The sequence below is a fragment of the Streptomyces sp. NPDC002125 genome, from assembly GCF_053593715.1.
In genome coordinates this window covers 187,082-210,886 of the sequence record NZ_JBSFDD010000007.1, presented here as the reverse complement: position 1 = coordinate 210,886, position 23,805 = coordinate 187,082, and the positions used below count along the sequence as shown (strand labels likewise).

23 protein-coding genes and 2 pseudogenes are annotated in these 23,805 nt (G+C 69.1%); 14 read left to right on the top strand and 11 right to left on the bottom strand.

All coding sequences use genetic code 11. The features are described 5' to 3' along the window. Nucleotides 1–23: 23 nt before the first annotated feature. The 6 genes from ACWCQM_RS15165 (at nucleotide 24) to ACWCQM_RS15140 (ending at nucleotide 7,340) form a co-directional block, all read left to right on the top strand. Nucleotides 24–1,571 carry a beta-N-acetylhexosaminidase gene (locus tag ACWCQM_RS15165; protein WP_450915743.1) on the top strand — a complete coding sequence of 516 codons (1,548 nt, stop codon included), beginning with the start codon at nucleotides 24–26 and terminating at the stop codon, nucleotides 1,569–1,571. 56 nt (nucleotides 1,572–1,627) lie between these two features. Continuing rightward, complete coding sequence (locus ACWCQM_RS15160; RefSeq protein ID WP_450915742.1) at nucleotides 1,628–3,058, top strand: cellulose binding domain-containing protein; 1,431 nt, start codon at nucleotides 1,628–1,630, stop codon at nucleotides 3,056–3,058. Between the two features lie 157 nt (nucleotides 3,059–3,215). After that, the gene (locus tag ACWCQM_RS15155; protein WP_450915741.1) at nucleotides 3,216–4,055 is read left to right on the top strand and encodes a TIM barrel protein; all 840 of its coding nucleotides are present in this window, start codon (nucleotides 3,216–3,218) and stop codon (nucleotides 4,053–4,055) included. Between the two features lie 43 nt (nucleotides 4,056–4,098). Then, nucleotides 4,099–4,992, top strand: coding sequence for a 2-hydroxy-3-oxopropionate reductase (locus tag ACWCQM_RS15150; protein WP_450915740.1), 894 nt, complete (start codon nucleotides 4,099–4,101; stop codon nucleotides 4,990–4,992). Between the two features lie 181 nt (nucleotides 4,993–5,173). Further along, nucleotides 5,174–6,631, top strand: coding sequence for a catalase (locus ACWCQM_RS15145; protein ID WP_450915739.1), 1,458 nt, complete (start codon nucleotides 5,174–5,176; stop codon nucleotides 6,629–6,631). A gap of 448 nt (nucleotides 6,632–7,079) precedes the next feature. Beyond that, a complete protein-coding gene (locus ACWCQM_RS15140; protein ID WP_450915738.1) occupies nucleotides 7,080–7,340 on the top strand; it encodes a cold-shock protein in 261 nt (86 codons plus the stop codon). A 29-nt stretch (nucleotides 7,341–7,369) separates the two neighbouring features. On the opposite strand, the gene ACWCQM_RS15135 is transcribed toward ACWCQM_RS15140, so the two are convergent. Together ACWCQM_RS15135 and ACWCQM_RS15130 are read right to left on the bottom strand one after the other, a co-directional pair. Further along, a complete protein-coding gene (locus ACWCQM_RS15135) occupies nucleotides 7,370–8,116 on the bottom strand; it encodes a hypothetical protein (protein ID WP_450915737.1) in 747 nt (248 codons plus the stop codon). 143 nt (nucleotides 8,117–8,259) lie between these two features. Then, a complete protein-coding gene (locus ACWCQM_RS15130) occupies nucleotides 8,260–8,889 on the bottom strand; it encodes an ATP-binding protein (RefSeq protein ID WP_450915736.1) in 630 nt (209 codons plus the stop codon). Nucleotides 8,890–8,897: 8 nt separating this feature from the next. Between ACWCQM_RS15130 and ACWCQM_RS15125 the strand changes: the two genes are divergently transcribed. After that, nucleotides 8,898–10,520, top strand: a complete 1,623-nt coding sequence (locus tag ACWCQM_RS15125; RefSeq protein WP_450915735.1) for a helix-turn-helix domain-containing protein — start codon at nucleotides 8,898–8,900, stop codon at nucleotides 10,518–10,520. A 30-nt stretch (nucleotides 10,521–10,550) separates the two neighbouring features. Then, nucleotides 10,551–11,740: pseudogene (locus ACWCQM_RS15120) on the top strand (dihydrofolate reductase family protein). A 365-nt stretch (nucleotides 11,741–12,105) separates the two neighbouring features. On the opposite strand, the gene gcl reads toward ACWCQM_RS15120, so the two are convergent. Beyond that, nucleotides 12,106–13,881 (bottom strand): glyoxylate carboligase, encoded by a 1,776-nt coding sequence (gcl, locus tag ACWCQM_RS15115; RefSeq protein ID WP_450915734.1) that lies wholly within the window; start codon nucleotides 13,879–13,881, stop codon nucleotides 12,106–12,108. Nucleotides 13,882–14,194: 313 nt separating this feature from the next. Here gcl and ACWCQM_RS15110 point away from each other — a divergent pair, with 313 nt between their 5' ends. Further along, a complete protein-coding gene (locus ACWCQM_RS15110; protein ID WP_450915733.1) occupies nucleotides 14,195–14,914 on the top strand; it encodes a hypothetical protein in 720 nt (239 codons plus the stop codon). Between the two features lie 81 nt (nucleotides 14,915–14,995). After that, entirely contained in the window at nucleotides 14,996–15,217 is a 222-nt protein-coding gene (locus ACWCQM_RS15105) for a hypothetical protein (RefSeq protein WP_450915732.1), read from the top strand. A 21-nt stretch (nucleotides 15,218–15,238) separates the two neighbouring features. Here ACWCQM_RS15105 and ACWCQM_RS15100 read toward each other — a convergent pair whose 3' ends face one another. Then, nucleotides 15,239–16,231, bottom strand: a complete 993-nt coding sequence (locus ACWCQM_RS15100; protein ID WP_450915871.1) for an AMP-binding protein — start codon at nucleotides 16,229–16,231, stop codon at nucleotides 15,239–15,241. On the opposite strand from ACWCQM_RS15100, the gene ACWCQM_RS15095 reads away from it, so the two are divergent. Next, nucleotides 16,175–17,593, top strand: a complete 1,419-nt coding sequence (locus ACWCQM_RS15095; RefSeq protein ID WP_450915731.1) for a recombinase family protein — start codon at nucleotides 16,175–16,177, stop codon at nucleotides 17,591–17,593. The two genes, ACWCQM_RS15100 and ACWCQM_RS15095, sit on opposite strands and share 57 nt — an antisense overlap. A 239-nt stretch (nucleotides 17,594–17,832) precedes the next feature. Here the strand turns inward: ACWCQM_RS15095 and ACWCQM_RS15090 are convergent. Then, nucleotides 17,833–18,144 (bottom strand): annotated as a pseudogene (locus ACWCQM_RS15090) (FAD-dependent thymidylate synthase); the annotation flags it as partial. A 31-nt stretch (nucleotides 18,145–18,175) separates the two neighbouring features. Between ACWCQM_RS15090 and ACWCQM_RS15085 the strand changes: the two are divergent. From ACWCQM_RS15085 to ACWCQM_RS15075, 3 genes are all read left to right on the top strand, one after another. After that, a complete protein-coding gene (locus ACWCQM_RS15085) occupies nucleotides 18,176–18,346 on the top strand; it encodes a hypothetical protein (protein WP_450915730.1) in 171 nt (56 codons plus the stop codon). Nucleotides 18,347–18,566: 220 nt separating this feature from the next. Further along, the gene (locus ACWCQM_RS15080) at nucleotides 18,567–18,734 is read left to right on the top strand and encodes a hypothetical protein (protein ID WP_450915729.1); all 168 of its coding nucleotides are present in this window, start codon (nucleotides 18,567–18,569) and stop codon (nucleotides 18,732–18,734) included. Further along, a complete protein-coding gene (locus tag ACWCQM_RS15075) occupies nucleotides 18,731–19,105 on the top strand; it encodes a hypothetical protein (protein ID WP_450915728.1) in 375 nt (124 codons plus the stop codon). The genes ACWCQM_RS15080 and ACWCQM_RS15075 overlap by 4 nt, the downstream gene beginning before the upstream one ends. 68 nt (nucleotides 19,106–19,173) lie before the next feature. On the opposite strand, the gene ACWCQM_RS15070 is transcribed toward ACWCQM_RS15075, so the two are convergent. From ACWCQM_RS15070 to ACWCQM_RS15045, 6 genes are all read right to left on the bottom strand, one after another. Then, nucleotides 19,174–19,407, bottom strand: coding sequence for a hypothetical protein (locus ACWCQM_RS15070; RefSeq protein WP_450915727.1), 234 nt, complete (start codon nucleotides 19,405–19,407; stop codon nucleotides 19,174–19,176). A gap of 532 nt (nucleotides 19,408–19,939) precedes the next feature. After that, nucleotides 19,940–20,134, bottom strand: a complete 195-nt coding sequence (locus ACWCQM_RS15065; RefSeq protein WP_450915726.1) for a hypothetical protein — start codon at nucleotides 20,132–20,134, stop codon at nucleotides 19,940–19,942. Nucleotides 20,135–20,532: 398 nt separating this feature from the next. After that, nucleotides 20,533–21,363, bottom strand: a complete 831-nt coding sequence (locus ACWCQM_RS15060; RefSeq protein WP_450915725.1) for a protein kinase domain-containing protein — start codon at nucleotides 21,361–21,363, stop codon at nucleotides 20,533–20,535. 69 nt (nucleotides 21,364–21,432) lie between these two features. Further along, the gene (locus tag ACWCQM_RS15055) at nucleotides 21,433–21,864 is read right to left on the bottom strand and encodes a glycine-rich domain-containing protein (protein ID WP_450915724.1); all 432 of its coding nucleotides are present in this window, start codon (nucleotides 21,862–21,864) and stop codon (nucleotides 21,433–21,435) included. Nucleotides 21,865–22,125: 261 nt separating this feature from the next. Further along, nucleotides 22,126–22,380, bottom strand: a complete 255-nt coding sequence (locus ACWCQM_RS15050) for a hypothetical protein (protein ID WP_450915723.1) — start codon at nucleotides 22,378–22,380, stop codon at nucleotides 22,126–22,128. Nucleotides 22,381–22,474: 94 nt separating this feature from the next. After that, a complete protein-coding gene (locus ACWCQM_RS15045; protein ID WP_450915722.1) occupies nucleotides 22,475–23,707 on the bottom strand; it encodes a helix-turn-helix domain-containing protein in 1,233 nt (410 codons plus the stop codon). Between the last annotated feature and the right edge of the window lie 98 nt (nucleotides 23,708–23,805).

The window sequence follows — 23,805 nt, the reverse complement described above, 5'->3', positions numbered from 1 at the left end:
ACCCACCGAACCCGGAGGCCCCCGTGCCCGCATCACGCCCCGAGCTCTCCCTCGTCCCCCGCCCCCGCAAGCTCTCGCCGCGCCCCGGCCGCTTCACCCTCGGCCAGGACACCTCCGTACGGGCCCTTCCGGGCGCGGAGGCGGCGGCCGGGCTGCTGCGGACGCTCCTCGGTCCGACGACCGGGCTCCCCCTTCCCCCGTCACCGGAGGGCCGCGTCGTCCTGGCACTCGACCCGCAGCTCGGCGGGCTGGGCGACGAGGGATACGGCCTCACCGTCGGGCCGGACGCCCTGCTGCTGCGGGCCGCCCGGCCGGACGGTCTGCTCCGGGGCATCCAGACCATCAGGCAGTTGCTGCCGCCCGGGGCGCTGTCGGGCGGCAGGAGCGAGGGGCCCTGGGAGCTGCCGTGCGTCGAGATCAGCGACGTGCCCGAACACCCCTGGCGCGGCGCGATGCTCGATGTCGCCCGGCACTTCCAGCCCGTCTCCTACCTGCGCCGCTACGTGGACCTGATGGCGCTGCACAAGCTCAACGTCCTCCATCTGCACCTCACGGACGACCAGGGCTGGCGCATGCCGGTCGACGCCTTCCCCCGGCTGACCTCGGTCGGCGGACACCGGGCGCAGTCGCTGTCCGACGGCGTGCCGCACTCGGGGGCGTACACCAAGGCGGAACTGCGCGAGCTGGTCCGTTACGCGCGGGAGAGGGGGGTGACCGTCATGCCGGAGATCGAGATGCCGGGGCATGTGCGCGCCGCCCTCGCGGCCTACCCTTCGCTCGGAAACCGGCCCGAGCGCCGGCTCGACGTCTGGACCAGGTGGGGTGTCTGCGACACCGTGCTCGGCGTCCACGAGGAGGTCTTCGACTTCTGCCGGACCGTGCTGGAGGAGGTCATGGAGGTCTTCCCCTCCCCGTACGTCCACGTCGGCGGCGACGAGTGCCCCACCGTCGAGTGGGAGAGCAGCCCGGCGGCCCTGGAGCGCGCGGCGGCCGAGGGGCTCCCCGGGCCCGGTGCTCTGCACGGCTGGTTCATGGCCAGGATCGGCTCGTTCCTCGTGGAGCGGGGCCGCAGGCCGGCCGGCTGGGCCGAGACCGGCGGCGGACTTCCCCCGGAATTCACGGTGATGACGTGGCGCGACCCCGCGCACGCGCTCACGGCGGCCCGGCGCGGCCACCAGGTCGTGACCACGCACCACCGTGCGACGTACCTGGACTACGCCCAGTCCACGGACCCGGACGAACCGCCCGGCCAGCAGGGCGTGCTCGTCCCCCTGCACGCGGTCCACGCCGGCGAACCGGTGCCCCGGGGCTCGGGTCCCGAGGAGGCCTCCCGTGTCCTGGGCACCCAGGCCCAGTTGTGGACCGAGTACGTGACGACGCCGGAGCAGATCGAGTACCTGGCCTACCCCCGGCTGTGCGCACTGGCGGACCGTGCCTGGTCCGGCGGGCGCAGCGACTGGACCGGCTTCGTCGAGCGACTGCGCCACCACACCAAACGGCTGGACGCCCTCGGCGTCCGGTACCGGCCTCTCACCGCGCGGTCCCTGGCGACCGTGCTCCAGGGGCCCTAGGTACAGCGCGACCCCTCGGTAACTCATCCCCCACCGTTCCGGAGAGGAACACCGCCATGAGGACATTCCGCAGGAGCCGTATCCGCGCGGCGTCGGCCGCCGCCATGACCCTGGCCCTGGGCTGCACGGCCCTCGCCGCCCTGCCCGCGACCGCCGGTGCCGCGGCGGCGGGCGGGCTCGTCGTCCAGTACCGCACGAGCGCGTCCGGGGCGACGGCCGACCAGAGCGAGCCGTGGCTGAAGGTCCGCAACACGGGCAGCGCGAGCGTGCCGCTGTCGGACGTCAAGGTGCGGTACTACTTCAAGGCCGACTCCGCCTCGGCCGCGTACCGTTTCGCCTGCTCCTGGGCGGTGAAGGGCTGCGCGAACATCACCGGGACGTTCGGGACCCTGCCGACCCCGACCGCCACCGCCGACCGGTATCTGGAGATCGCCTTCACCGCGGGCGCGGGCAGCCTCGCCCCGGGTGCGGACACCGGGGACATGCAGCTGCGTTTCCACCGTGCGGACTGGCAGTCGCTGAGGCAGAGCGACGACTACTCGTTCGGCGCGGAGCGGAGCAGCTACGCCGACTGGTCCCGGGTCACCGCCCGGCTGGGCGGGGTCACGGCCTGGGGCGAGGCTCCGGGCGGCGAGGGACCGACCGATCCGACCGATCCCCCCACCGACCCGCCGGCCGACGGAGCCACGCTGTTCGACGACTTCAACTACTCCGGTCACACGGACCCGAGGATCGCGGCGAACGGCTGGAGCGTCCGGTCGAACTCCGGCGGCCCGGGTGTCCCTGGCGCGGTCTGGGCTCCCGAGAACGTCACCTTCGGCAGCCAGAGCGGCAACTCGGTGATGAACCTGGAGACGTCGACCGCCGGCACGGGCGCCTCGACGGTGCAGACGGAGATCCTCACGAAGTCCATGAAGTTCCGCAACGGCACCTACGCGGCGCGGGTGAAGTTCAGCGACGCCCCGAGGTCGGGCCCGGACGGCGACCACCTCGTCCAGACCTTCTTCACGATCAACGACCTGAAGGCGCCGATGGCGGACGACTACGCGGAGTACGACTTCGAGTACCTGCCCAACGGCGGCTGGGGCGAGCCGTCCAACATCCTCTACACGACGTCCTGGGAGACCTACCGGCCCGACCCCTGGGAGGCCGTCAACCAGCACAGCGAGGCGCGCGTGAGCTACGCCGGGTGGCACGACCTGGTGGTGACGATCGACGGCAACGCCATCACGTACTACGTGGACGGGCAGCCCTTCGGCACGCACGGCGGGGCCTACCTCCCCGAGCGGCCCATGTCGATCAACTTCAACCAGTGGCTGATCGATCTGGCGGGTCAGACCAGCACCACTCCCCGCTCGTACGACCAGCAGGTGGACTACGTGCTGCACGTGAAGGACCAGGTCCTCTCGCCCGCCCAGGTGTCGGCTCTGGTGAGCGGGTACCGGGCGGCGGGCACGACGTTCAAGGACACGGTGCCGGCCGTCTGACCAGGCACGGGTGAGCGTGAGCGGGGTGGAGGGCGAGCCGGCCTCCACCCCGCTTCCGTGTGTCCGGGATTCGGTTCGCCTCTTGACAGCCTCACCACCCGCCAGGCAATCTTCCGTTAAGCAGAAACTAACTTCCGCGATACGGAAGGAGCGCACGATGGGTTACTCGGACCAGCGCTTCGATGTGAACCTCTCCATCCTCTTCACCGAACTCCCGCTCCTGGAGCGCCCGGCGGCGGCAGCCGCCGCGGGCTTCACCGCGGTCGAGCTCTGGTGGCCCTGGATCGAGACCCCCACCCCCGCGCAGGCCGAGCTCGACGCCCTGAAGAAGGCGCTCGACGACGCGGGCACCCAGCTGGTGGGGCTGAACTTCTACGCGGGCGAGCTCCCCGGCCCGGACCGGGGGGCCCTCTCGCTGCCCGGCGAGGAGTCGGAGCGCTTCCGCGCGAACATCGACGTGGCGGCGGACTTCGCGGCCTCGGTCGGCTGCACGGCGCTCAACGCGCTGTACGGCAACCGCGTCGAGGGCGTCGACCCGGCCGTCCAGGACGAACTCGCCCTGGAGAACCTCGTCCTGGCCGCCCGCGCCGCCCACCGGGTCGGCGCGACCCTCCTGATCGAGACCCTCAACGACACGGAGTCGCCGCACTATCCGCTGGTCAGCGCACCTGCGGGCGTCGAGGTCGTCGACCGCGTCAACGAGGCGACGGGACTGGGCAACGCCACGTTCCTGCTGGACCTCTACCACCTGTCGATGAACGGCGAGGACCTCAGCCAGGTGATCAAGGCGTACGCCGCGAAGACCGGCCACGTCCAGATCGCCGACAACCCGGGGCGCGGCGCGCCCGGCACCGGCTCGCTCCCGCTGGAGCGGCTCCTCGACGAGCTGGCCGAGGCCGGTTACGAGGGCCGGGTCGGCCTGGAGTACAAGCCGGGCGACCGGCCGAGCGCCGAGGCGTTCGACTGGCTCCCCGCCGAGCACCGGCCGGCCCGCTGAGGGCCCCCGCCCCACGTACACACGCTTACCGGAAGGCACCCTCATGAGCAGCAACCTCCCCAAGGTCGCCTGGATCGGGCTCGGCATCATGGGCTCCCCCATGTCCGAGAACCTGGTCAAGGCCGGTTACCAGGTGACCGGTTACACCCTGGAGCAGGACAAGATCGACCGGCTCGTCGCGGCGGGCGGCCGGGGTGCCGCCTCGATCGCGGAGGCGGTGCGCGACGCCGACGTCGTCATCACGATGGTCCCGGCGTCCCCGCAGGTCGAGGCCATCGCCTACGGTCCCGACGGCATCCTGGAGAACGCCCGCAAGGGCGCCCTGCTGATCGACATGTCCTCGATCACCCCGCAGACCTCCGTCGACCTCGCCGCGAGCGCGAAGGAGAAGGGCATCCGCGTGCTGGACGCCCCCGTGTCCGGCGGTGAGGCCGGTGCGATCGAGGCCGTCCTGTCCATCATGGTCGGCGGCGAGCAGACCGACTTCGACGCCGCGAGGCCGCTGCTCGACGCGCTCGGGAAGACCATCGTGCTCTGCGGTCCGCACGGCTCCGGCCAGACGGTGAAGGCCGCCAACCAGCTGATCGTCGCGGTCAACATCCAGGCCTGCGCCGAGGCCGTCGTCTTCCTGGAGAAGTCCGGGGTCGACCTGGCCGCCGCGCTCGACGTACTGAACGGCGGGCTCGCCGGCTCCACGGTCCTGACCCGCAAGAAGGACAACTTCCTCAAGCGGGACTTCGCTCCGGGCTTCCGGATCGACCTGCACCACAAGGACATGGGCATCGTGACGGACGCCGCCCGCAACGTCGGCGCCGCGCTGCCGGTCGGCGGGGTCGTGGCCCAGCTGGTCGCGTCCCTGCGCGCGCAGGGCGACGGCGGACTCGACCACTCGGCGCTGCTGCGCTCCGTCGAGCGGCTCTCCGGCCCCCAGGTCTGACACCCCCGGCCCTCCAGGGCCCCCGAACTCCGGGTCGCGGCGGCGCTGACACCTGTCCTGTCGCGCCCAGGCGCCGCCGCGACCCGGAACCCACTCCTCCAATTTCAACAAACTGTTGACGCGCCGATCCCGGCGAACCTACGCTCCTGAGGCCGTCAGCAGCCCCGTACGGAAGGCCTCCATGTCCCAGCGTGTGCTCACGACCGAGTCAGGCGCCCCGGTCGCCGACAACCAGAACTCCGCCACGGCCGGCGCCGGCGGGCCGATCCTCCTCCAGGACCAGCACCTGCTGGAGAAGCTCGCCCGCTTCAACCGTGAGCGCATCCCGGAGCGCGTCGTCCACGCCCGCGGCTCCGGGGCGTACGGCTACTTCGAGGTGACGGACGACGTCACCGGCTTCACCCGCGCCGACTTCCTCTCCGAGGTGGGCCGCCGCACCGAGACGTTCATCCGCTTCTCCACGGTCGCCGACTCACTGGGCGGCGCGGACGCGGTGCGCGACCCCCGCGGATTCGCCCTCAAGTTCTATACGAACGAGGGCAACTACGACCTCGTGGGCAACAACACCCCGGTGTTCTTCATCAAGGACCCGATCAAGTTCCCCGACTTCATCCACTCCCAGAAGCGCGACCCCTTCACGGGCCGCCAGGAGCCGGACAACGTCTGGGACTTCTGGGCGAACTCCCCCGAGTCGACGCACCAGATCACCTGGCTGATGGGTGACCGCGGGATTCCCGCGTCCTACCGCCACATGAACGGCTTCGGCTCGCACACCTACCAGTGGACGAACGCAAAGGGCGAGGCCTTCTTCGTCAAGTACCACTTCAAGACGAACCAGGGCGTGCGCTCCCTCTCCGCCGCACAGGCCGCCGAACAGGTCGGCAAGGACGCCAACTCCCACCAGACGGACCTGCTCCAGGCCATCGAGCGCGGCATGAACCCGTCCTGGACGCTCCACGTGCAGATCATGCCGGCCGCCGAGGCGGCGGAGTACCGCTTCAACCCGTTCGACGTGACGAAGGTGTGGCCGCACAGCGACTACCCGCTCCAGCGGGTCGGCCGCCTGGTGCTGGACCGCAACCCGGACAACGTCTTCGCCGAGGTCGAGCAGGCGGCGTTCTCGCCGAACAACTTCGTGCCCGGCATCGGCCCGTCCCCGGACAAGATGCTCCAGGGCCGCCTGTTCGCCTACGCCGACGCGCAGCGCTACCGGCTGGGCATCAACCACACCCAGCTCCCGGTCAACGCGCCTAGGGCGGCCACCGCCGACAACTACGGGCGCGACGGTCTGCACGCGACGCGCTACGGCTCGCGCCAGGACAAGAACTACGAGCCCAACTCGTACGCGGGCCCCGCCCAGACGGGCCAGGCACTGGCCGCGCCGCTCCAGGTGCACGGCTGGACGGGTACGCACGAGGCGCCGGCCCACACGAAGGACGACGACTTCTTCCAGGCGGGCGAGCTCTACCGGCTGATGTCGGCCGACGAGAAGGACCGTCTGATCGCCAACATCGCGGGCGGCCTCTCGCAGGTCACCCGTGACGACGTGATCGAGAAGAACCTCGCCCACTTCCACGCCGCGGACGCCGACTACGGCAAGCGCGTGGAGGAGGCCGTCCGCGCCCTGCGCGAGGACTGAGCCTCTCCCAGGCCCTGCCCGCACCGACGCGTCCACCCGGATGAGGGGTTGCACGCGGTGCGGGCAGGACGAGGCCGCGGCGGTGGCGCGATGCCAGTGCGGTGGTACGCGGGCGGGCGGCCCGGTCACCTGACCTGAAGGCCCGGGCGCTCCCCTTCGCTCTACCGCCGCGGCCCTGTTTTCCCTGAACCAGGGCGTGGAGTGCGGATACGGTCCCGTACTCCACGCCCTTTTCACGCGCTGCCCTTTGACGCGCGCTACGGGTGCGCGGACCGGAGTCACCGTGCGGGGAAGCGAGCACCCCAGGACCGGGATCTCGTCGAGGCGCTGAGCCCTTTGGATGCCTGGAGTCGACGCTGGGCCGAAGAAATGGGCCCCGCGACGACAGAGGAGTTGGAATGATCACCGTGTGACCGCCTCCTGCGGCCATGAGCGAAGGGAGCGGCACATGGGGCGTCACGGAAGGCTCCGCAAGGAGACGGCAGTCGTGACCGCGACTGTGCGCGAGTGGAGCGATGAGGAGGGGTGGGGCGTCCTCGACTCACCCGAGACTCCCGGAGGGTGCTTCGGCCACTACTCCGACATTCAGGCGCCCGGCTTCCGCGCGCTGTCACCGGGGCAGAAGGTCGATCTCACCTGGGAAGCACCCGGCTTCAAGCAGGACGGCTACGACTACCGCGCGGTGAGCATCACTCCCCAGGTTGCCTGACTTCGCCGGCCGCACAGACGCCACCGCCGCTACGGTCGCGTCCGCGCCGGCAGGTGTCGTGGGACCTGGGCCGAGCCTGTCGATGCGGCGGTCCGGAGCAAGGTGTCCGCGAGGAGCAGCGCGTCGTCGGCATCCAGGTAGTCGAAACGGATGCGGTTGCCACCGTGCCGGCTCCGACAATGTCCGCAGGTGGGCACCGACTCGATCAGCGTCACCTGGCCGGTCGCGGAGATCACCCGCTCCAGTTCCCGGGCGAACCGCTCGTGGTCGTGCCAGTCCCCCAGGTCGAGGCCACGCAGAACCGCATCGTCACCGCCGAGACCGCGGTACAGCTGCGTGGCCGCGCCCGTATCGAACACGCCGATGTCGATGAGGGCCCGCTCCCCCATGGTCTGGATGTCCAGGCGCCGCTCGACGCCGATGCTCGCCAGCGCGCGATCCAGCTGCAATGCCGCGTTCTGCACCTCGGTGAGACGGGCCTCGAGCAGCCGCCCAAGAGACCGGACTTCCTGTTCCGAGGGAAGGAGGAGAAGCAGCTCGTGGCCGGGGCAGGACAGAGGCTGTTCAAAACGTGCCACCTCTGCGGCGATGCCTTCGGCGAGTAGGTGGGCCCGCACGTTTCCGCGCGTCCAGGGGTGGGCGGCCGAGGGGGTCAACCGTAGGCGGCAGCCACCCGGCGCGCCGCCTTCCTCCAGCTCGAAGCCGAGACCGGCGTACACCAGGACCAGCTTCAGTGCGCGAGTCGTGGCCGCCGCGGTCGTCAGCGAATTCGTCATCGGATTGTCCTCGTAGGGGTAGGTCCAGCACCTGTCAGTGGTTCACTCGCTCCAGTCGCATCCCGCAAGGCCCTGACTCGGCGACTTCCGTACGGAGCCACGGGCAGCGATCTGAGCGGGCGGAGGGCATTCGGTCGGCGCGCTCAGAGTTCTTCGATGCCGACGAGTACGCGACCGATCAAGTTCGGGTCGGCCCGTGCGTACCCGGACGCACGGAGGTCAGCCGTTGCACACCGGCCCGGGGACGACGCCGAAGCGTCACGGTCGCCACCCGGGCTCGCGGACGCGAGGGCGATCTCCGCCCACACCACCTTGCCCGGCAGGCCACGGGCCGGGTAGCAACCCCAGTCCCGGCTCATCGCCGCCACGATGAAGATCCCGCGCCCACCCGCCGCATCGACGCCGACCTCCTTCAGAACGGGCGGCCTCACATCGCGGTCCCACACCGAAAGCCTGACGACGCCCGGCAGGGCTTCCAGCAGCAGCTCGAAGGTCTGCACGGTGCTCTGCGACGCAAGCGGAAGCGCGGGTGCCTGGCCTTCCTCCGAGTGCCGCACGGCGTTGGTCGCCAGCTCGGACACCAGGAGCTTCGCCGTCTCGACGATGTCGGAGGAGACGCCCCAGCCCGAAAGAACATCGGCAGTGTGCAGCCGTGCCAGAGCGACGGCATTGGGCGTATCCGCCAACGCGAGTCGGCTCCTCCGGGAGTGTTCGTGGGGCATGGCAAACCTCCAGAGTTGAGCAATTTGATCGATCGGCCACTGAGCGATCACTCATCGTGATGAGAGGAGGGGTCGCCGCTTGGGTCGTTCGGATAGCGTGTGAACGACTCGTGCCCATAGTGAAATCGATGGGCAGTCCCACCGGGAGGCCCTGCGTGGGGCCCCGCTTGTTGGCCCCACGCGCCCCATTGAGTCCGGCCCGACCTCATTGTTCGGTCCACGCTCGACAATGCATCACAGCGAGAGAGGAGAAACATATGGGGCAACGGCCGAACGAACTGACGCCCGATGCCGGTCCGTGGCACCGCTGGGGATATGAGCTACGTCAGTTCCGCGAGGCCCGCGGACTCGCTCAGCAAGTCCTCGCACGAAAGGCGCTGATCGACCGCTCCCATATTGCGCGCTTCGAGCGTGCTGAGCGTCCCGTTCCACGCTCCGCCGCCGTGCGCCTCGACGAGGCCCTGGACGCCGCTGGCGCGCTGGCGCGGGGTTGGGACAGGGCAGAACTCGAAGCCCGGAGGAACCGGGCCGCTTCGGTGTCCAAAGTCGAGGGATTCGTTCATGGGGCCACGCCAAGGGGGCATGGGGCCATCCCGCCGGAGCCCCTGGCTCTGGGTCCCTTCGAACAGGCAGGCTTAGGCGAGGGCGACACGGACCTGGTCGTCGTACCAGCTCGTATCAACGGAAGGATCCTCTTCGTGCCCGTGCCCCGCCGCGTTGTTCTTGCCTCCGGGCTTGCCGGCCTGGCCTCAGCGGCTCTTCCCGTGAGAGCGGCAGCCGCTGACGAACTCGCCGACATGGGTTCTCCCCTGGAGCACTTCTCCCAGCTTCGTCGAGTCATGATCCAGACGGACAACCTAATCGGCCCTCGGCACCTGCTACCCGCGTTGCAACAGCACCTCGTCTCTCTCGCCTCCCGACGCCGAGCCGCTCGTGGCACTGACGCCATCAGGCTCCTCGCTCTGGAGACGCGGTACGAGGAACTGGCGGGCTGGTTCGCCCACGACATCGGTGACGACCGCGCCGCCGACGGCTACACCGCCAAGGCTCTCGACGCCTCACACATCACCGGCGACGCCGCTCTGACCGCTTACATCCTCGGGCGCAAGGCTCAACTCGCGGTCGACACTGGGTACGCAGCCGACGCACTCGGGCTCGCAGCCGCCGCCCGGCGTACTGCTCCTTCCGGAAGCCGCCTCGAAGTGATCGCGGTCCTTCACGAAGCTCATGCTCATGCCGTGCTGGGCGAAGGCGACGAAGCGCAGAGGGCCTACGACGCCGCGTTCATGCTTCTTGACCGCGCGGACGCCGACTCAGTGTGGGGCTCCTGGCTCGATACGGCATACATCGATACCGCCCGCGCCCGCTCCCTTGCCACCCTGGGCGACTACGACCAGGCGGCGATCGGCTTCGACAACGCCATCGCAGGGCTTCCGGCCGTCTACCGACGGGACCGCGGGGTCTACCTGGCCCGTGCTGCTCGTGCGCACTCGGGAGCGGGCAACGTGACCCTGGCTGCTCGAATCGGCGTACAGGCCGTGGGGATCGCCGCCGAGACCGGCTCCGCGCGCATCTACAACCAGCTCGACCGGCTCGATGTGGCCTTGGCCCCCGCAGCTGGAGAGGACGGCGTCGACGAGTTCCGAGCCGCGCTCGACCGCATCGTCCTGCACCCTGCCTGACCCATCGGCGCCTGAATCCGGGAGACTCCCATGGCACGCCCGTACGTCCTGCTGTCCGCAGCGGTATCGATCGACGGCCACCTCGACACCCGCCCGGGCGAGGACCGGCTCATGCTGTCCAACAAGGCGGACTTCGACCGGGTCGATTCCGTACGAGCCGGCGTCGACGCCATTCTCGTCGGCGCCGGGACCCTGCGAGCGGACAACCCCCGTCTGCTGGTCAACTCGGCACAGCGCAGGGCGGACCGGCTGGCTTCCGGTCAGTCGGAGTACCCCCTGAAGGTCACCGTCACGGCCACGGGAGACCTTGACCCGGGCTGGAAGTTCTGGCACCACGGCGGAGACAAGCTCGTCCTGGCCGCCGGCGACGCGGCCACCAGCAAGGCCCAAGCCAACCTCGGCGACCTGGCGACGGTCCATACCGTGCCCACAGAGGCAGTGTGGTCAGGTGCTCTCGATGCCCTAGGAGATGTGTATGGCGTCAAGCGGCTCATGGTGGAGGGCGGCGGCACAGTCCACACCCAACTCCTGTCGGCGGGACTGGCCGACGAACTGCAACTCGTAGTCGCCCCGCTGCTCGTCGGCCAGCCGGACGCGGTACGCATGCTCGGCCCGGCTGCCTACCCCGGCGGCCCTGCCGCGCGCCTGCGGCTGCTGGAGACACGCCAGATCGACGACGTGGTACTCCTGAGGTACGCCCCCAAGGACACCTCGACGGAGCCACGATGAGTACGACGCCGCCCTCAATCGGCACCCCGGGCACAGGCCGCGAGCCGAACGACGCCGACGGCGGATGGCTCGCCCGAGCCTGCGAGCTGGCCACCCTGTGCCCGCCCTCGAAAACCGCGTTCAGCGTGGGTGCGGTGATCGTCGCCGCCGACGGAACCGAGCTCTCACGCGGCTACTCCCGGGAGAACGATCCGCACGACCACGCCGAGGAAGGCGCTCTCGCCAAGCTGCCGCCCCAAGATCCTCGCCTAGCAACCGCCACGATCTACAGTTCCCTGGAACCGTGCGCGAGGAGGGCATCCCGCCCTCGCCCGTGCGCCCAGCTCGTGAAGGAGTCCGGCTTGCGGCGCGTCGTCACGGCCTGGAACGAGCCAGACACCTTCGTCGCCGGCGCGAACGGAACCGAGACACTCGAAGACGCCGGCGTAACGGTCGTGACGATGGCCGAGTACACGGGTGCCGCACAGGCCCCCAATCTGCACCTGCTTTGAGAACCAGTCGTGACAGCGCACCCATCTCGTGCGGGTGGTTCTCATCGATCCCTACTGTCAACTGCTGCCAAGCGAATGGTCGGAACCAGTTCGTCCGGAGCCGCCGATATCGAAGTCCACGGCCCACCGCAGGTTCCTGATCTGGTCCGGCACAGGGCGTCAGGAGCCGGATGGTGTACGACGCCAGAGGGCGCTGATCAGGCAGAGCAACATCCTGCGACACGGTAGAGCACCCCCCGGCAAGGATTCGATCCCACTCCTAAAGCGGGTGCCGCAGGTTCGAATCACCCCAGGGCACAGGCCCGAAGAGCACCTACGGGCCTCCGCAGGTGCTCTCCGGGAACACGACCGCAGCCCCTCCGGGCTCAGGCCTCCGCGAACGGCCGGATCGCCGTCGGGGCGTGGCCCGGCTCGGAGGCCACGTCCTCGAACTCGTTGACGGACGCGATGTCCGAGCCGCTCATCGAGATGTTGGTGACGCGCTCCAGGACCGCCTCGACCACCACCGGCACCCGGTGCTCCGCCGCGAGCTTCTTGGCCTCCTCGAAGGCGGGCAGAAGCTGGTCGGGCTCGGTGACGCGGATCGCCTTGCAGCCGAGGCCCTCGACGACCTTGACGTGGTCGACGCCGTAGACGCCCAGCTCCGGGGAGTTGAGGTTCTCGAACTCCAGGTTGACCTGGAAGTCGATGTCGAAGTTGCGCTGCGCCTGCCGGATGAGCCCCAGGTAGGAGTTGTTCACCAGCACGTGGACGTACGGGATGCGGTGCTGCGCGCCCACCGCGAGCTCCTCCAGCATGAACTGGAAGTCGTAGTCGCCGGAGAGGGCGACGACCGAGCCGTCCGGGTCGGCGGTGGCGACGCCCAGCGCGGCCGGGATGGTCCAGCCCAGTGGCCCCGCCTGGCCGCAGTTGATCCAGTGGCGCGGCCGGTAGACGTGCAGCATCTGCGCGCCCGCGATCTGGGAGAGGCCGATGGTGGTGACGTACCGGGTCTCGGGGCCGAACGCCCGGTTCATCTCCTCGTACACCCGCTGCGGCTTCAGCGGCACGTTGTCGAAGTGCGTGCGGCGCTGGAGGGTGGCCCTGCGCTCCTGGGTGGACGCGGCCCACCGCGCGCGGTCCTTCAGCTTCCCCGCCGCCTTCAGCTCGCGCGCCACCTCGACGAAGAGCTCCAGGGCCGCCTTCGCGTCCGAGGCGATGCCGAGGTCCGGGGCGAAGATCTTGCCGAGCTGGGTGGGCTCGATGTCGACGTGGACGAAGGTGCGGCCCTTGGTGTAGACGTCCAGCTTGCCGGTGTGGCGGTTGGCCCAGCGGTTGCCGATGCCGAGGACGAAGTCGGACTCCAGGAAGTTCGCGTTGCCGTAGCGGTGCGAGGTCTGGAGGCCGACCATGCCCGCGTTGAGCTCGTGGTCGTCCGGGAGGATGCCCCAGCCCATCAGGGTGGGGACGACCGGGACGCCGGTCAGCTCGGCGAACTCCACCAGGAGGTGCGACGCGTCGGCGTTGATGATGCCGCCGCCGGCGACGAGCAGGGGGCGCTCGGACGCGTTCAGCATCTCGACGGCCCGCTCGATCTGCTTGCGGCTCGCGGCGGGCTTGTGGACGGGCAGCGGCTCGTAGAGCTCGGGGTCGAACTCGATCTCGGTGAGCTGCACGTCGATCGGCAGGTCGATGAGGACCGGTCCCGGCCGGCCTGTGCGCATCAGGTGGAAGGCCTGCTGGAAGACACCGGGGACCTGCGCGGCCTCCAGGACGGTGGTCGCGGCCTTGGTCACCGGGGCCGCGATCGACGCGATGTCGACGGCCTGGAAGTCCTCCTTGTGCAGGACGGCCGTCGGGGCCTGGCCGGTGATGCAGAGGATCGGGATCGAGTCGGCGATGGCGGAGTAGAGGCCGGTGATCATGTCGGTGCCCGCGGGCCCCGACGTACCGATGCAGACGCCGATGTTCCCGGCCGCGGCACGGGTGTAGCCCTCGGCCATGTGGGAGGCGCCCTCTACATGGCGGGCGAGGGTGTGGTGCACCCCGCCGGAGGCCTTGAGAGCCGCGTAGAACGGGTTGATCGCCGCACCCGGCACACCGAACGCGTTACTGACGCCTTCGCGCTTGAGGATCTCAACTGCCGCTCGGGCAGCGGTCATACGAGGCATTGAGTGCTCCTGCTCGGACCTGGTGGATTCGGGCTCTGTCGCGCCACCTGAGAGCACCAATTCCGCATTACGGAAGTTTTGTTCTGCTATACGGAATCAATTTAGGGCGACCCCGAACGGCCGTCAAGGGAGCGCGGGACGGCGGGGAGGACGCGGGGCGGAACGCGGGACGGGCACAGGGAGGGTGCGGGCGAAGATATGACCGCGAAGTGCGCCGAGTTCCTCCCCAGGGCATCGCTCTTGGTGGACGATGGGGTACGGAACGCAGTCGCCGCGGGGAGCGGCTGGAGGAGGGGGGCCATACGTGGAGTCCGTGCCCGTGCGCTGCCCGGTCTGCCGCCGGGAACACGCGTACATCACTCCGGTGTATCCCTGCCCGTGCGGCTCCCCGACCGCCCCGCCGCTGATGCGCGGCGCCCCGGCGGTGCCCATCACGCACCGCACCTGGAACGACGACTGGGTGAGCGTGCGCTGCCACTCCTGCGGGCGGCGCGACCAGTGGCCGCACCCCGAACTCTGCTGCCCCTGCGGCGCGGTGCTGCGCATACCCGTGCGCCCGGTGGCCACGCGCGGGATCACGCAGCCCGACGCCGGCCGGACCGGGCCCTCGCACATACCGCTGCCGCGGACCGCCGCCCATCCGAGGCCGTCGTTCCGGCCCTTGGTGATACGCACGGCGCGCGACGCGGTGAGCACCGCGGCGCTGTATCTACGGTGGCTGGGCTACCGCGACGTCGTCCAGCCCGAGGTGCGGCCGAGCTCCCGGATCGACCTCCGCGCCGCCGGCCTCATCGCGCAGGTCGACGCCACCACCCGGCCCACGGCCCTGCGGGACGTCGAGTGCCTCTGGCTCAACGCGCTCAACTCCTCGGTGTCCGGCGTGCTCTTCTCGCTGGCCGGCTACACCGACGAGGCCCGCTCACGCGCGGACGGCCTCGCCATCCCGCTGTTCGTCCTCGACCTCACCGGTACGCCGCAGCCGGTGAACGGCCCCGCCGACGAATTGATCAGCGCCGGTCCCTGACACCGCATGATTTCGGTCACCTGTGCCCTGCCGGACGCATATGTTCGGGGCGTTGTCAGTATGAGGACGTAGAGTGAAGGCATGGTCTTAACTCCTCGGCATCCCACCCACTCCACGCACGTATTCCTGACCCAGCCCGCCCACCCGTCCGCCGTCGAGGCGAACGAGGCGATCCGCGCACTCGTGGACGAGCGGGCCGGACAGGACTGGACCCCTGTGGAGGCCGCGGCGTACGAGGTCCTGCTCATCGAGTGGGCGGCGGCCACCCAGGGCCTGGGCTCCGGCGTCACCGAAGCCGCCTGACCGGCCACCGCCCGGCCCGGTCTACGCGCCGTACCCCTCCCGGAGTTCGACCTTGCGGACCTTGCCGCTGACGGTCATCGGGAAGGCGTCCAGAATCCGCAGCCCGCGCGGGATCTTGTAGTGCGCCAGCCGCTCGTGACAGTAGGCCTTCAGCTCCTCCAGCGTCGGAGGGTCGGCCGGGTCACGCGGAATGACACAGGCCAGGATCTCCTCGCCGTACCTCGCGTCCGGCACCCCGACCACCTGGACGTCCGCGATCTTCGGATGGCTGTAGAGGAACTCCTCGATCTCACGCGGATAGACGTTCTCGCCCCCGCGGATGATCACGTCCTTGATCCGGCCGACGATCTGGACGTAACCGTCCTCCCGCATCACCGCGAGATCACCGGTGTGCATCCAGCGTCCCGCGTCGATCACTTCGGCCGTCCGCTCGGGCTGTTCCCAGTAACCGAGCATCACGCTGTAGCCCCGGGTGCACAGTTCACCCGGCTCACCGCGCGGCAGGGTCACTCCGGTCGCCGGGTCGACGACTTTCACCTCGAGGTGCGGCATCACGCGCCCGACGGTCCCGGTGCGGCGCTCCAGGTCGTCGTCCATGCGGGTCTGGGTGGAGACCGGGGAGGTCTCCGTCATCCCGTAGCAGATGGACACCTCCTCCATGTGCATCTCGGCGACGACCCGCTTCATCACCTCGACGGGACACGGCGATCCGGCCATGATCCCGGTCCGCAGCGAGGAGAGGTCGTACGAGGCGAAGCCGGGCAGACCGAGCTCCGCGATGAACATGGTGGGCACGCCGTAGAGCGAGGTGCAGCGCTCCTGCTGGACGGCGGCCAGCACGGCGGCGGGCTCGAAGGCCGGGGCCGGGATGACGATGCAGGCACCGTGCGAGGTGATGGCGAGGTTTCCCATGACCATGCCGAAACAGCGGTACAGCTTGGGGGTACCATGCGCAACATGCGCAGCAACGGAGGGCCTGTGATCCGGGCCGACATCTACGTTCGGATCAGCCAGGATCTCACGGGCGAGGAGCAGGGCGTCGCCCGGCAGGAAGAGAGCTGCCGCCAGCTCGCGGCCGACCTCGGCATGGAGGTCCGCCACGTGTGGACGGACAACGACCTGAGCGCCACGAAGAAGAACGTCGTGCGCCCGGACTTCGAGGCCATGCTCGCCAGCAAGCCGGAGGCGATCATCTGCTGGCACACGGACCGGCTCATCCGTGTGACGAAGGACCTGGAGAAGGTGATCGAGCTTGGCGTCAACGTCCACGCGGTGATGGCCGGACACCTGGACCTGTCCACTCCGGCCGGTCGGGCTGTCGCCCGCACGGTAACGGCCTGGGCTACGTACGAGGGTGAGCAGAAGGCTGAGCGCCAGAAGCTGGCCAACCAGCAGGCCGCCCAGCAGGGCCGCCCGTACACCGCGGGCATCCGCCCCTTCGGTTACGGCGACGACCACATGACGCTCATCGCCGACGAGGCTGCGGCCATCGTTGAGGGCGCGCAGATGATCCTCGCCGGGGAGTCCCTGACGGCGGTCGCGCGCAAGTGGGACGAGGCCAAGCTCCAGTCGCCCCGTAGCAAGGTCACGGGCGCCAAGGGGTGGACTCTGCGCGGCGTGAAGAAGGTGCTCACGTCCCCGCGCTACGCCGGGATGTCCACGTACTACGGCGAGGTAATCGGCGAGGCGCAGTGGCCTCCGATCCTCGACCCCGAGGTGCACTACTCAGTGCTGGCGATCCTGAACAGCCCGGAGCGGTTCTCCGGGGGCAAGCGGACCGGCCGGACGCCGGGCACTCTGCTCGCCGGCATCGGGGGATGCGGTTACGACGGCTGCACCGACACAGTCAATGGTCGGGGCTACCGGGGCGTCCCGGTGTACGGGTGCAAGGACACGCACACGCGCACGCCCCGGAGCATCGCCGACGACCGCGCGAGCAAGGCGACTCTGGCCCGGCTGATGTTCCCCGACTTCCTCGGGCAGATCCTGGAGACTCAGAATGCCCAGGAGGGCCAGTCAGGGGCCCAGCTCCAGAGTCAGGCCAAGGAGCTCCGGGAACGCCTCGACGGGCTGGCTATGGCCTACGCAGAGGGCGCGATCAGCCTGTCCCAGATGACCGCCGGGTCTCAGGCAATCCAGAAGAAGCTCGAAACCATCGAGTCGGAGCTGGTGAGCACGGCCGGAATCCCTCCGCTCGACCCGGTGAAGGGGGTAGCCGGTCTGATTGAGGGGTGGCCGACTCTTCCGCTTCCGACGCGTCGGGCATGGGTGGACTTCTGCTGCATCGTCACCCTGAATCCGGCGAAGGGCCGGCACCTCACGTCCATGTCCGTGGACGACCACATCACCATCGAGTGGCGTGACGTGAGCGACTGACCACTACCCCCGAACGGGGGTGGATACGACGAAACCCCGGCTACCCCCTTTCGGGGGTGCCGGGGCTTTCGTGCGTCAGTTGTGGTGCCCGCTCTCCAGGCGGTCGATCTCTTCAAGGGACGCCTCGTAGTTGCCGGCCTCCTGGAGAAGTAGCAGACGCAGGTCGGCGAACTTGATCTGTGCCCAGGCGGGCAGCTCCTTCTCGCGCTCGCTGCTGAAGAGGGTCGGGTATCGCTCGATCAGGAACTCAGGGCGGGCCTGGGGCGGCTTACTGACGGGGCCACCCGGCCGGTCGAGTTGTGCGCGCCGTAGGTGAGGGGCATCTGCTCGGCGAGGTGGTCTTCCATGAGTTCGGCGACCATCTCGATCTCACGCTGCGGGAAGCTGGGGAAGGTGGCGGCATTGCTCTTGGTGCGCAGTCCGAGGAAGTGCATCAGTCTGCGGGCGTTGCACGTCACGTAGAAGCTGGTGAACAGGACCATGCGCGCCACCTCGCGGGCGATGCCGGCTGCCAGCATGTCTTCGTACGCCTCGTACGCCTCGCGGTAGGCGACGAGCGCCTACCAGGAGGCGGTGGCGTTCTTGGCCACCCGGCCGGCTGCGGCCCGGCATGCCCTCGCTGGCGGCCCCGGCATGCTCAACCGCTGGCTCGTCCAGCGCATCGGCAACAAGTTCCTCACCGCCCAGAAGCACCGCTCCGAGCACAAGTCCTGGGAGGTCAACCAGGACCAGCTCGAAGCGCAGGGGTACTGAGTTGGTGGATACGACCGCGCGACGGTCGAGCGCACGCTCCCAGCCGTCTTCGCCCCCGATGCCGCGTACGGGATGAAGAACGAGCAGGCCCCCGACGCCGACATGCCCAAGGCGCAGACCGACAAGAAGAAGGGGGTCCAGCTTCCCCGCTCACCTCGCCGACGTACGGCGGGGTTGGGACACCGCGGACCTGAGCCTCGACGAGAAGCGCTCGACCGTCATGCGCTACGGCTTGGACTGGACGTACGAGGAGATCGGCGGCCTCTTCGAGGTCCACAAGAGCACGGTACAGCGCCGGGCCGAGCGCGGTGTCGGCAAGCTCGCCGCGCACCTGAACGGCGACAAGTACATCGACGGATACGACCAGTTGGAGGATGAAGCAGCGTGAGTGAGGCCCCGCCCGCAGAGATGGCCGATGGCCGGTTCGACTTCTACGACGACGTGCGCGAGCTGTACTTCTGGCGCGACGAGCGCACGGACAGCGCGAACGTCATCTACTCCCGGCCGTACGACGCCGAGGAGGTCGCCGGCAAGGCGAAGCGCGCCCAGCTCGACGGTCTGAGGAGCGAGGCCGAGGAGGCGATCCCCTACCTCGACGAGCGGATCGACCTGAGCCTGGCGTACTTCGCCAAGGAGGCTCCCACGGCCGAGGAGACGGCCGCGCAGATCAAACTGCTCTCCGACCTCGCCGCGTACAGCGCCGGCACCCTGAAGCGGGTGATCGTCGTGCTCGGCGAGCTGACCGGACGCCCTGTGTAAGTGACGCCTGGCGGCAGCCCTTCGGGGCTGCCGCCTTGAGGCATTGAGAGAGCCCCCTGGTGCGGCAGTTATGGCGCGGATGTCCCAGGAGGCCTCCCGTCATCGCCGTCCCTGAAGCGAAACATGGCGACGGCCGCAAGTCCGAACATGGCGGCAGCCATGCCTGCCGCAGCGCCGCCTGTCACGCTGTCCCGCAGGGAAGCGCCGAGCAGCGCGAGCAACGCCCCGGATGCGAGACCGACAAGCCCGGCGGACAGGACTACGAACGCGAGGGCGATCAGCTTCTGGCGGTTGGCGCTCATTGGCGAGCCCCTTCTAGTGAAGGGGTGGCCAGGTCGAGCCAACGGCAGCCTCGACCTGGCCACCCACAATGGATGGCGGACTCCTCCCGCACCACGTCACTGGACGTGATCCTCCGGAGGAGTCGGTCAAGCTTCTGCCGCGTCAACCCGCCGCTCAGTACTTGCATGGCGCGGGCCAACTGGGCCCGCCCTCGTGCTCAATTTGGATCGCGCAGCCGCGAAGGGTACGCCCCCTCGGCTAGAGAGGGCGCGTCACGTAGTGGAGGGTTGTGACCACTGCGTTGGACCGCCAGGGGCGGTCCGCCCTCAATCGCCTGCGGAAGAACGCTAGCACGATCCGATCGTTGATCGCTCACGCGCGAACGCCCCCAACTCCTGTGCTGGGGGCGGCATTCGTCGTGCGTACTCAGTTCAGGGTCTTGCCCACCTTGTAGATCGCGGGCCGGCCCTTCGGGTCTACCTGGGCATGTCCCGCACCAACTCGCCCAAGGGATAAAGGCCCCTCGGATGCGCCCAAGGAGCCCGCTCTTCCCTAGGGGTCACTTCTGGGCGCCATCAGGAACACGCCGATCACGGCTAGGCAGATGGTCATGGTGCCGACCAGGGCCCTTGCCCCGTAGATCACGCCCGTGCGCTTGTCCGTGCCCAGCAGAATGCCGGCGCCCAAGGCGATCAGCATGGAGAGCACCAGGCTCACACAGACTGCCAGCGCGACTTTGACCATCACTTCGAGCGTCCTTCGCCTTTAAGGAGGTGCCGGACGAAGCGACGCAGACTCGACCGGCCACCTCGAACTATGGGTGGCTTGGAAGAGACGCTTGGCGGCGCATCTCTTCCGGTCGAATCCCGTTGCGCAGACAACAGAACCCGGTTTGGCGGATTCGTGGTTCCCTAAGCCCAGATGCTCATAGGGCCTCTCAGGTCTACTTGGCTCGGGAGTGGCTGCGCCTCCCTGGGCCATCGAGCGGGCCGATGTTGCGGGCCGCGCTCGAACTGAACTCAAGATAACACGCAGCGACTGCGCGCACACACGAACCCGTTCGAGGCCGCTCCGGCGGGCGACTAACGCCCACGACAGAGCCCCCCAGCCATCAGCCGGGGGGCTCTCTTGTCGCATACTCACAGTCAGCTCAGCGCCTTGCCAACCTCGTAGATCGTGGGCCGGTCCTTCGGGTCGTACCGAAGCATCTCCCGCACCAGGCTGCGCATCGGGCCAGAGATGGTGACGTCCCGGAACCGACCGCCCACGATGGCCTGACGCTGCATCGGGCGAGGCGCGTCGTCTGGGTACTCAACCGCCCGCGCCCCGGTGGCGGAGATGAGCAGCGAAGCGCCGAAGGCGTAGACGTCGGACGCCTGCGTCGGCTCGGCCCAGCCAGTATCCAGCACGCTGCGGGAGATCTCGGGGGCCTCGTAGTGCACGAGACATCCACGGAAGGGGAAGTCGAAGCCGGCGGATACGCGGCCACCTCGGGCCAGGGCGAGGTCGATGAGGTGCGTCCGCTCGGGGCCGATGATGAGGTGCGCGGGCTGGATGTCGGAGTGTGTCCAACCCTTCCCGTGCAGCTCGGCGATGACCTCTGCGCAGGCGAGGGCGACGCTCTGGTGCGGCTCCATCGTCGAGCCTGGCACTCGGCAGCCCTCCCAGAGCTGCCAGAGGCTGGGGCCTTCCCGCCAGGGCTGAACGTTCCAGGTCCCCTCCTCCCACTCGCCGAAAGCCGTGGGCTCCTCATTCAGCGCGTTGAGGATGTGCCCCTCCCTGGCGGGAGCGAGAGCCGTCCAGGGCTGGGAGCCCTCGCTCGACTCGTTGGGATACCCGAGTTTCGCCGCGTATCGGCCACGCTCGCTCTCGATGTCCCACACCGTGGAGCCGCGCCGGTTCAGAACAAGGCGCTGAGCGGTGGGCATGAACCCGTCGAGGATGACGACGGGCAGTTCTTTCGCTGGCAAGGCCATAGCTCCTTACTACAGGGGCGCGGCCGGCCCGTGATGCAGACCGGCCGCGCCCTACACCTGGGCGACGTCCTAGTAGTCGCGCCCGTCGTCCGAGTCGCACTGGGCGGCGTTGGTGCCGTCCACCGTCCAGAGGTCGTCGAAGACCATGAAGCCCGCGGCCTTCATCGTGTGCGTGGTGAGGCTGACCCGCTCCAGGGGACGGCCGCCCTGGACGGGGCCCGACGCGGGGTTGTGGTGCAGGAAGCGTCCGGCCTGGCGGTCGCAGAACTCGGCGTACGCCTTCGTGTGCAGGATGAAGGCGTGGTAGCCCTTGTCGACGTCGTCGCTGGGCATCAGGGTCACCGTGGCGGTGGCGACGTAGGCGATGGCCTGGTCCACGATCCGCTCGGCGCGCTCCAGCGTCTCGCCGTCGTGCTGCATCACGAAGTTCGTGAGGCTGCCGAACAGCGACTCGCTGACGAGGGAGCGGCCGGTCTTCGTCTCGCTCGCTACAGCAGTCATGCGTGTTCCTCTCGCTCGTGGAGTGGTGCACTGGACTTGCAGCCCACTCCGACCACTGACCGTCATGAGAGCGGCCGGGGTGGGGGCTTGAAGGCCCGTCCTGCGTGGGCGGTGGCGGGGGAGCCATGGGGGTGGTCACCATGCAGGACGGGCCGGTCTAGGGGTTCGTCGTTCGCCAGACGAAGACGAGGACGAAGCCGACCGAGGCGGCGATCGTCAGGGCGAGCAAGGGGCCGGCCGCTCGGGCTATCGCTCGCCAGATCATGAGCGCACTCCGCGTCCCACGCGGTTCCTGGACCAGTAGTTGGCGACGGCGACGCGAGCACTGAGCGCCTCGACCGAGGTCAACTCCGACAGGAGGTCGGGGACGACCTCCCAGTGCCTGTCGCAGTTCAGGGCATGTAAGCGGACCGGCCCCTCGGGGGCCCGCTGAACGATGCCGATCTGACCCGACTCTGTGTCCCTCATGACCGAGCCGATCTCGATACGGGGCTCGGCTTGCTGGTTGCTCGCCATGGCCATGAAGCTACGAGGGGTGATAGTGATCAACCAGACACGCCCCGTAGCAGTTCCCTGACTGATCGCCAGGAAGTGCTACGGGGCGTGGTAGTTAGCCAGCAACACCCAGGTGAACGGCCATATCGCGCATGTCCTGGGTGAGGGTGCGCTTGCGCCGCTCCAGGATGTCCGTCATGACGCGCCGAGCCATCGCTTGGTGCCGCAGCCACTCGGGAGAGGACTGCTTGATGGTCGAGAGCTCGTCCATGGCGTCCTGGTGGGAGCCGAGCTTCGCGTGAGCACGAGCGACATCGAGGCGGTGCCGGTCCCAATTGTTCGCGCTCGGCCGGCCGAACTTCTTCAGCCCCTTGGAGCCGACCGGCCCCTCGTCTGCCCTGCTGATCACTCCGCGGTGGTCCCCGATGAGGGAGAGATCCTCGATCGCCTTCGCCTCGGCCGTCACCGGCCCGAAGGTGGTCCAGTGCTGCCTGAAGTTGACGTGCTCCCGGCTGAGCGCGCTCGCGGCGGTCGCGGTCATGCGCCGGGCGTCCTTGGCGATGTCGGGGCGGTTGTTCCTGATCGCAGCCGAGGCTACGCGCTGAAGCAGCTCGCCCCAGAGCGCGAGCTCGCCCGGCTTGGCGCTGGACATGCGCGGCTCAACCTCCTCGGCCGTCACGGTGGCCAGGCGCTCGGCTTCGTCGAATCGGTCCTGGCGCAGGAGCAGCCAGGCCATGCCGACGACTCCCGTGGCCGCGATGTGCGTCTCGTCGGCCTCGCGGGCGTCCCTGATGCCCAGCGACAGGGCGTGGTAAGCCATGTCGTAGCGCCGGACCTGGGTGAGGTACTTCCCGGCCAGCAGGAAGGCGCTGGCGCGCACGACGATGGCGTTCTGGCGCTCGATCTCCTCCGACAGGGAGACCGCAGCCTCGGCGTCCCGAAGGATGCCCGGCAGCTTCTTGGCGACGCTGTCGTAGTGGTCGGCGTGATACAGGGCGTGGCTGTCGTCGATGTCGCGCTGGATTGAGGCCAGCACGGGCGCGTGGTCGGCTTCGACGATCACCTCGCGGAGCCCGACCGGAGGCATGAGAGCCCGGCGCAGTTCGGAGAGCTTGGGGCCGTCGCCCGCGTTGCCGTGGACAGGCTCGGGGGCCTCGGTGGCGAACAGGCTGGACGTGGTGGTGCCTAAAGCCCGCGCGAGCATGTGGATGGTCTCGACCTGAGCGTTCCCACCCTGCTCGATCTTGCGGACGACGCCCACGGACAGGCCGGCCTCTTCGGCGAGCTGTTCCTGGCTCCAGCCGGAGCGCCTACGGTGGCTTCGGACGCTCTCTTGCAGCGACGACATCGGATCACCTCCCAAGCCAGGGTATGCCCTCCCCGGACGCAGCGAAGCCCCCGCAGGAATTGGGGGGTTGGTGTCCACGCGTCGTGTACCCTAAAGCT

Coding starts and splice junctions, on each gene's coding strand:
- ACWCQM_RS15160 (WP_450915742.1), top strand. CDS start 1,628: ATGAGGACATTCCGCAGGAGCCGTATCCGCGCGGCGTCGGCCGCCGCC.
- ACWCQM_RS15155 (WP_450915741.1), top strand. CDS start 3,216: ATGGGTTACTCGGACCAGCGCTTCGATGTGAACCTCTCCATCCTCTTC.
- ACWCQM_RS15150 (WP_450915740.1), top strand. CDS start 4,099: ATGAGCAGCAACCTCCCCAAGGTCGCCTGGATCGGGCTCGGCATCATG.
- ACWCQM_RS15145 (WP_450915739.1), top strand. CDS start 5,174: ATGTCCCAGCGTGTGCTCACGACCGAGTCAGGCGCCCCGGTCGCCGAC.
- ACWCQM_RS15140 (WP_450915738.1), top strand. CDS start 7,080: ATGGGGCGTCACGGAAGGCTCCGCAAGGAGACGGCAGTCGTGACCGCG.
- ACWCQM_RS15135 (WP_450915737.1), bottom strand. CDS start 8,116: ATGACGAATTCGCTGACGACCGCGGCGGCCACGACTCGCGCACTGAAG.
- ACWCQM_RS15125 (WP_450915735.1), top strand. CDS start 8,898: ATGAGAGGAGGGGTCGCCGCTTGGGTCGTTCGGATAGCGTGTGAACGA.
- gcl (WP_450915734.1), bottom strand. CDS start 13,881: ATGACCGCTGCCCGAGCGGCAGTTGAGATCCTCAAGCGCGAAGGCGTC.
- ACWCQM_RS15105 (WP_450915732.1), top strand. CDS start 14,996: ATGGTCTTAACTCCTCGGCATCCCACCCACTCCACGCACGTATTCCTG.
- ACWCQM_RS15095 (WP_450915731.1), top strand. CDS start 16,175: ATGCGCAGCAACGGAGGGCCTGTGATCCGGGCCGACATCTACGTTCGG.
- ACWCQM_RS15080 (WP_450915729.1), top strand. CDS start 18,567: ATGCGCTACGGCTTGGACTGGACGTACGAGGAGATCGGCGGCCTCTTC.
- ACWCQM_RS15070 (WP_450915727.1), bottom strand. CDS start 19,407: ATGAGCGCCAACCGCCAGAAGCTGATCGCCCTCGCGTTCGTAGTCCTG.
- ACWCQM_RS15060 (WP_450915725.1), bottom strand. CDS start 21,363: ATGGCCTTGCCAGCGAAAGAACTGCCCGTCGTCATCCTCGACGGGTTC.
- ACWCQM_RS15055 (WP_450915724.1), bottom strand. CDS start 21,864: ATGACTGCTGTAGCGAGCGAGACGAAGACCGGCCGCTCCCTCGTCAGC.
- ACWCQM_RS15050 (WP_450915723.1), bottom strand. CDS start 22,380: ATGGCGAGCAACCAGCAAGCCGAGCCCCGTATCGAGATCGGCTCGGTC.
- ACWCQM_RS15045 (WP_450915722.1), bottom strand. CDS start 23,707: ATGTCGTCGCTGCAAGAGAGCGTCCGAAGCCACCGTAGGCGCTCCGGC.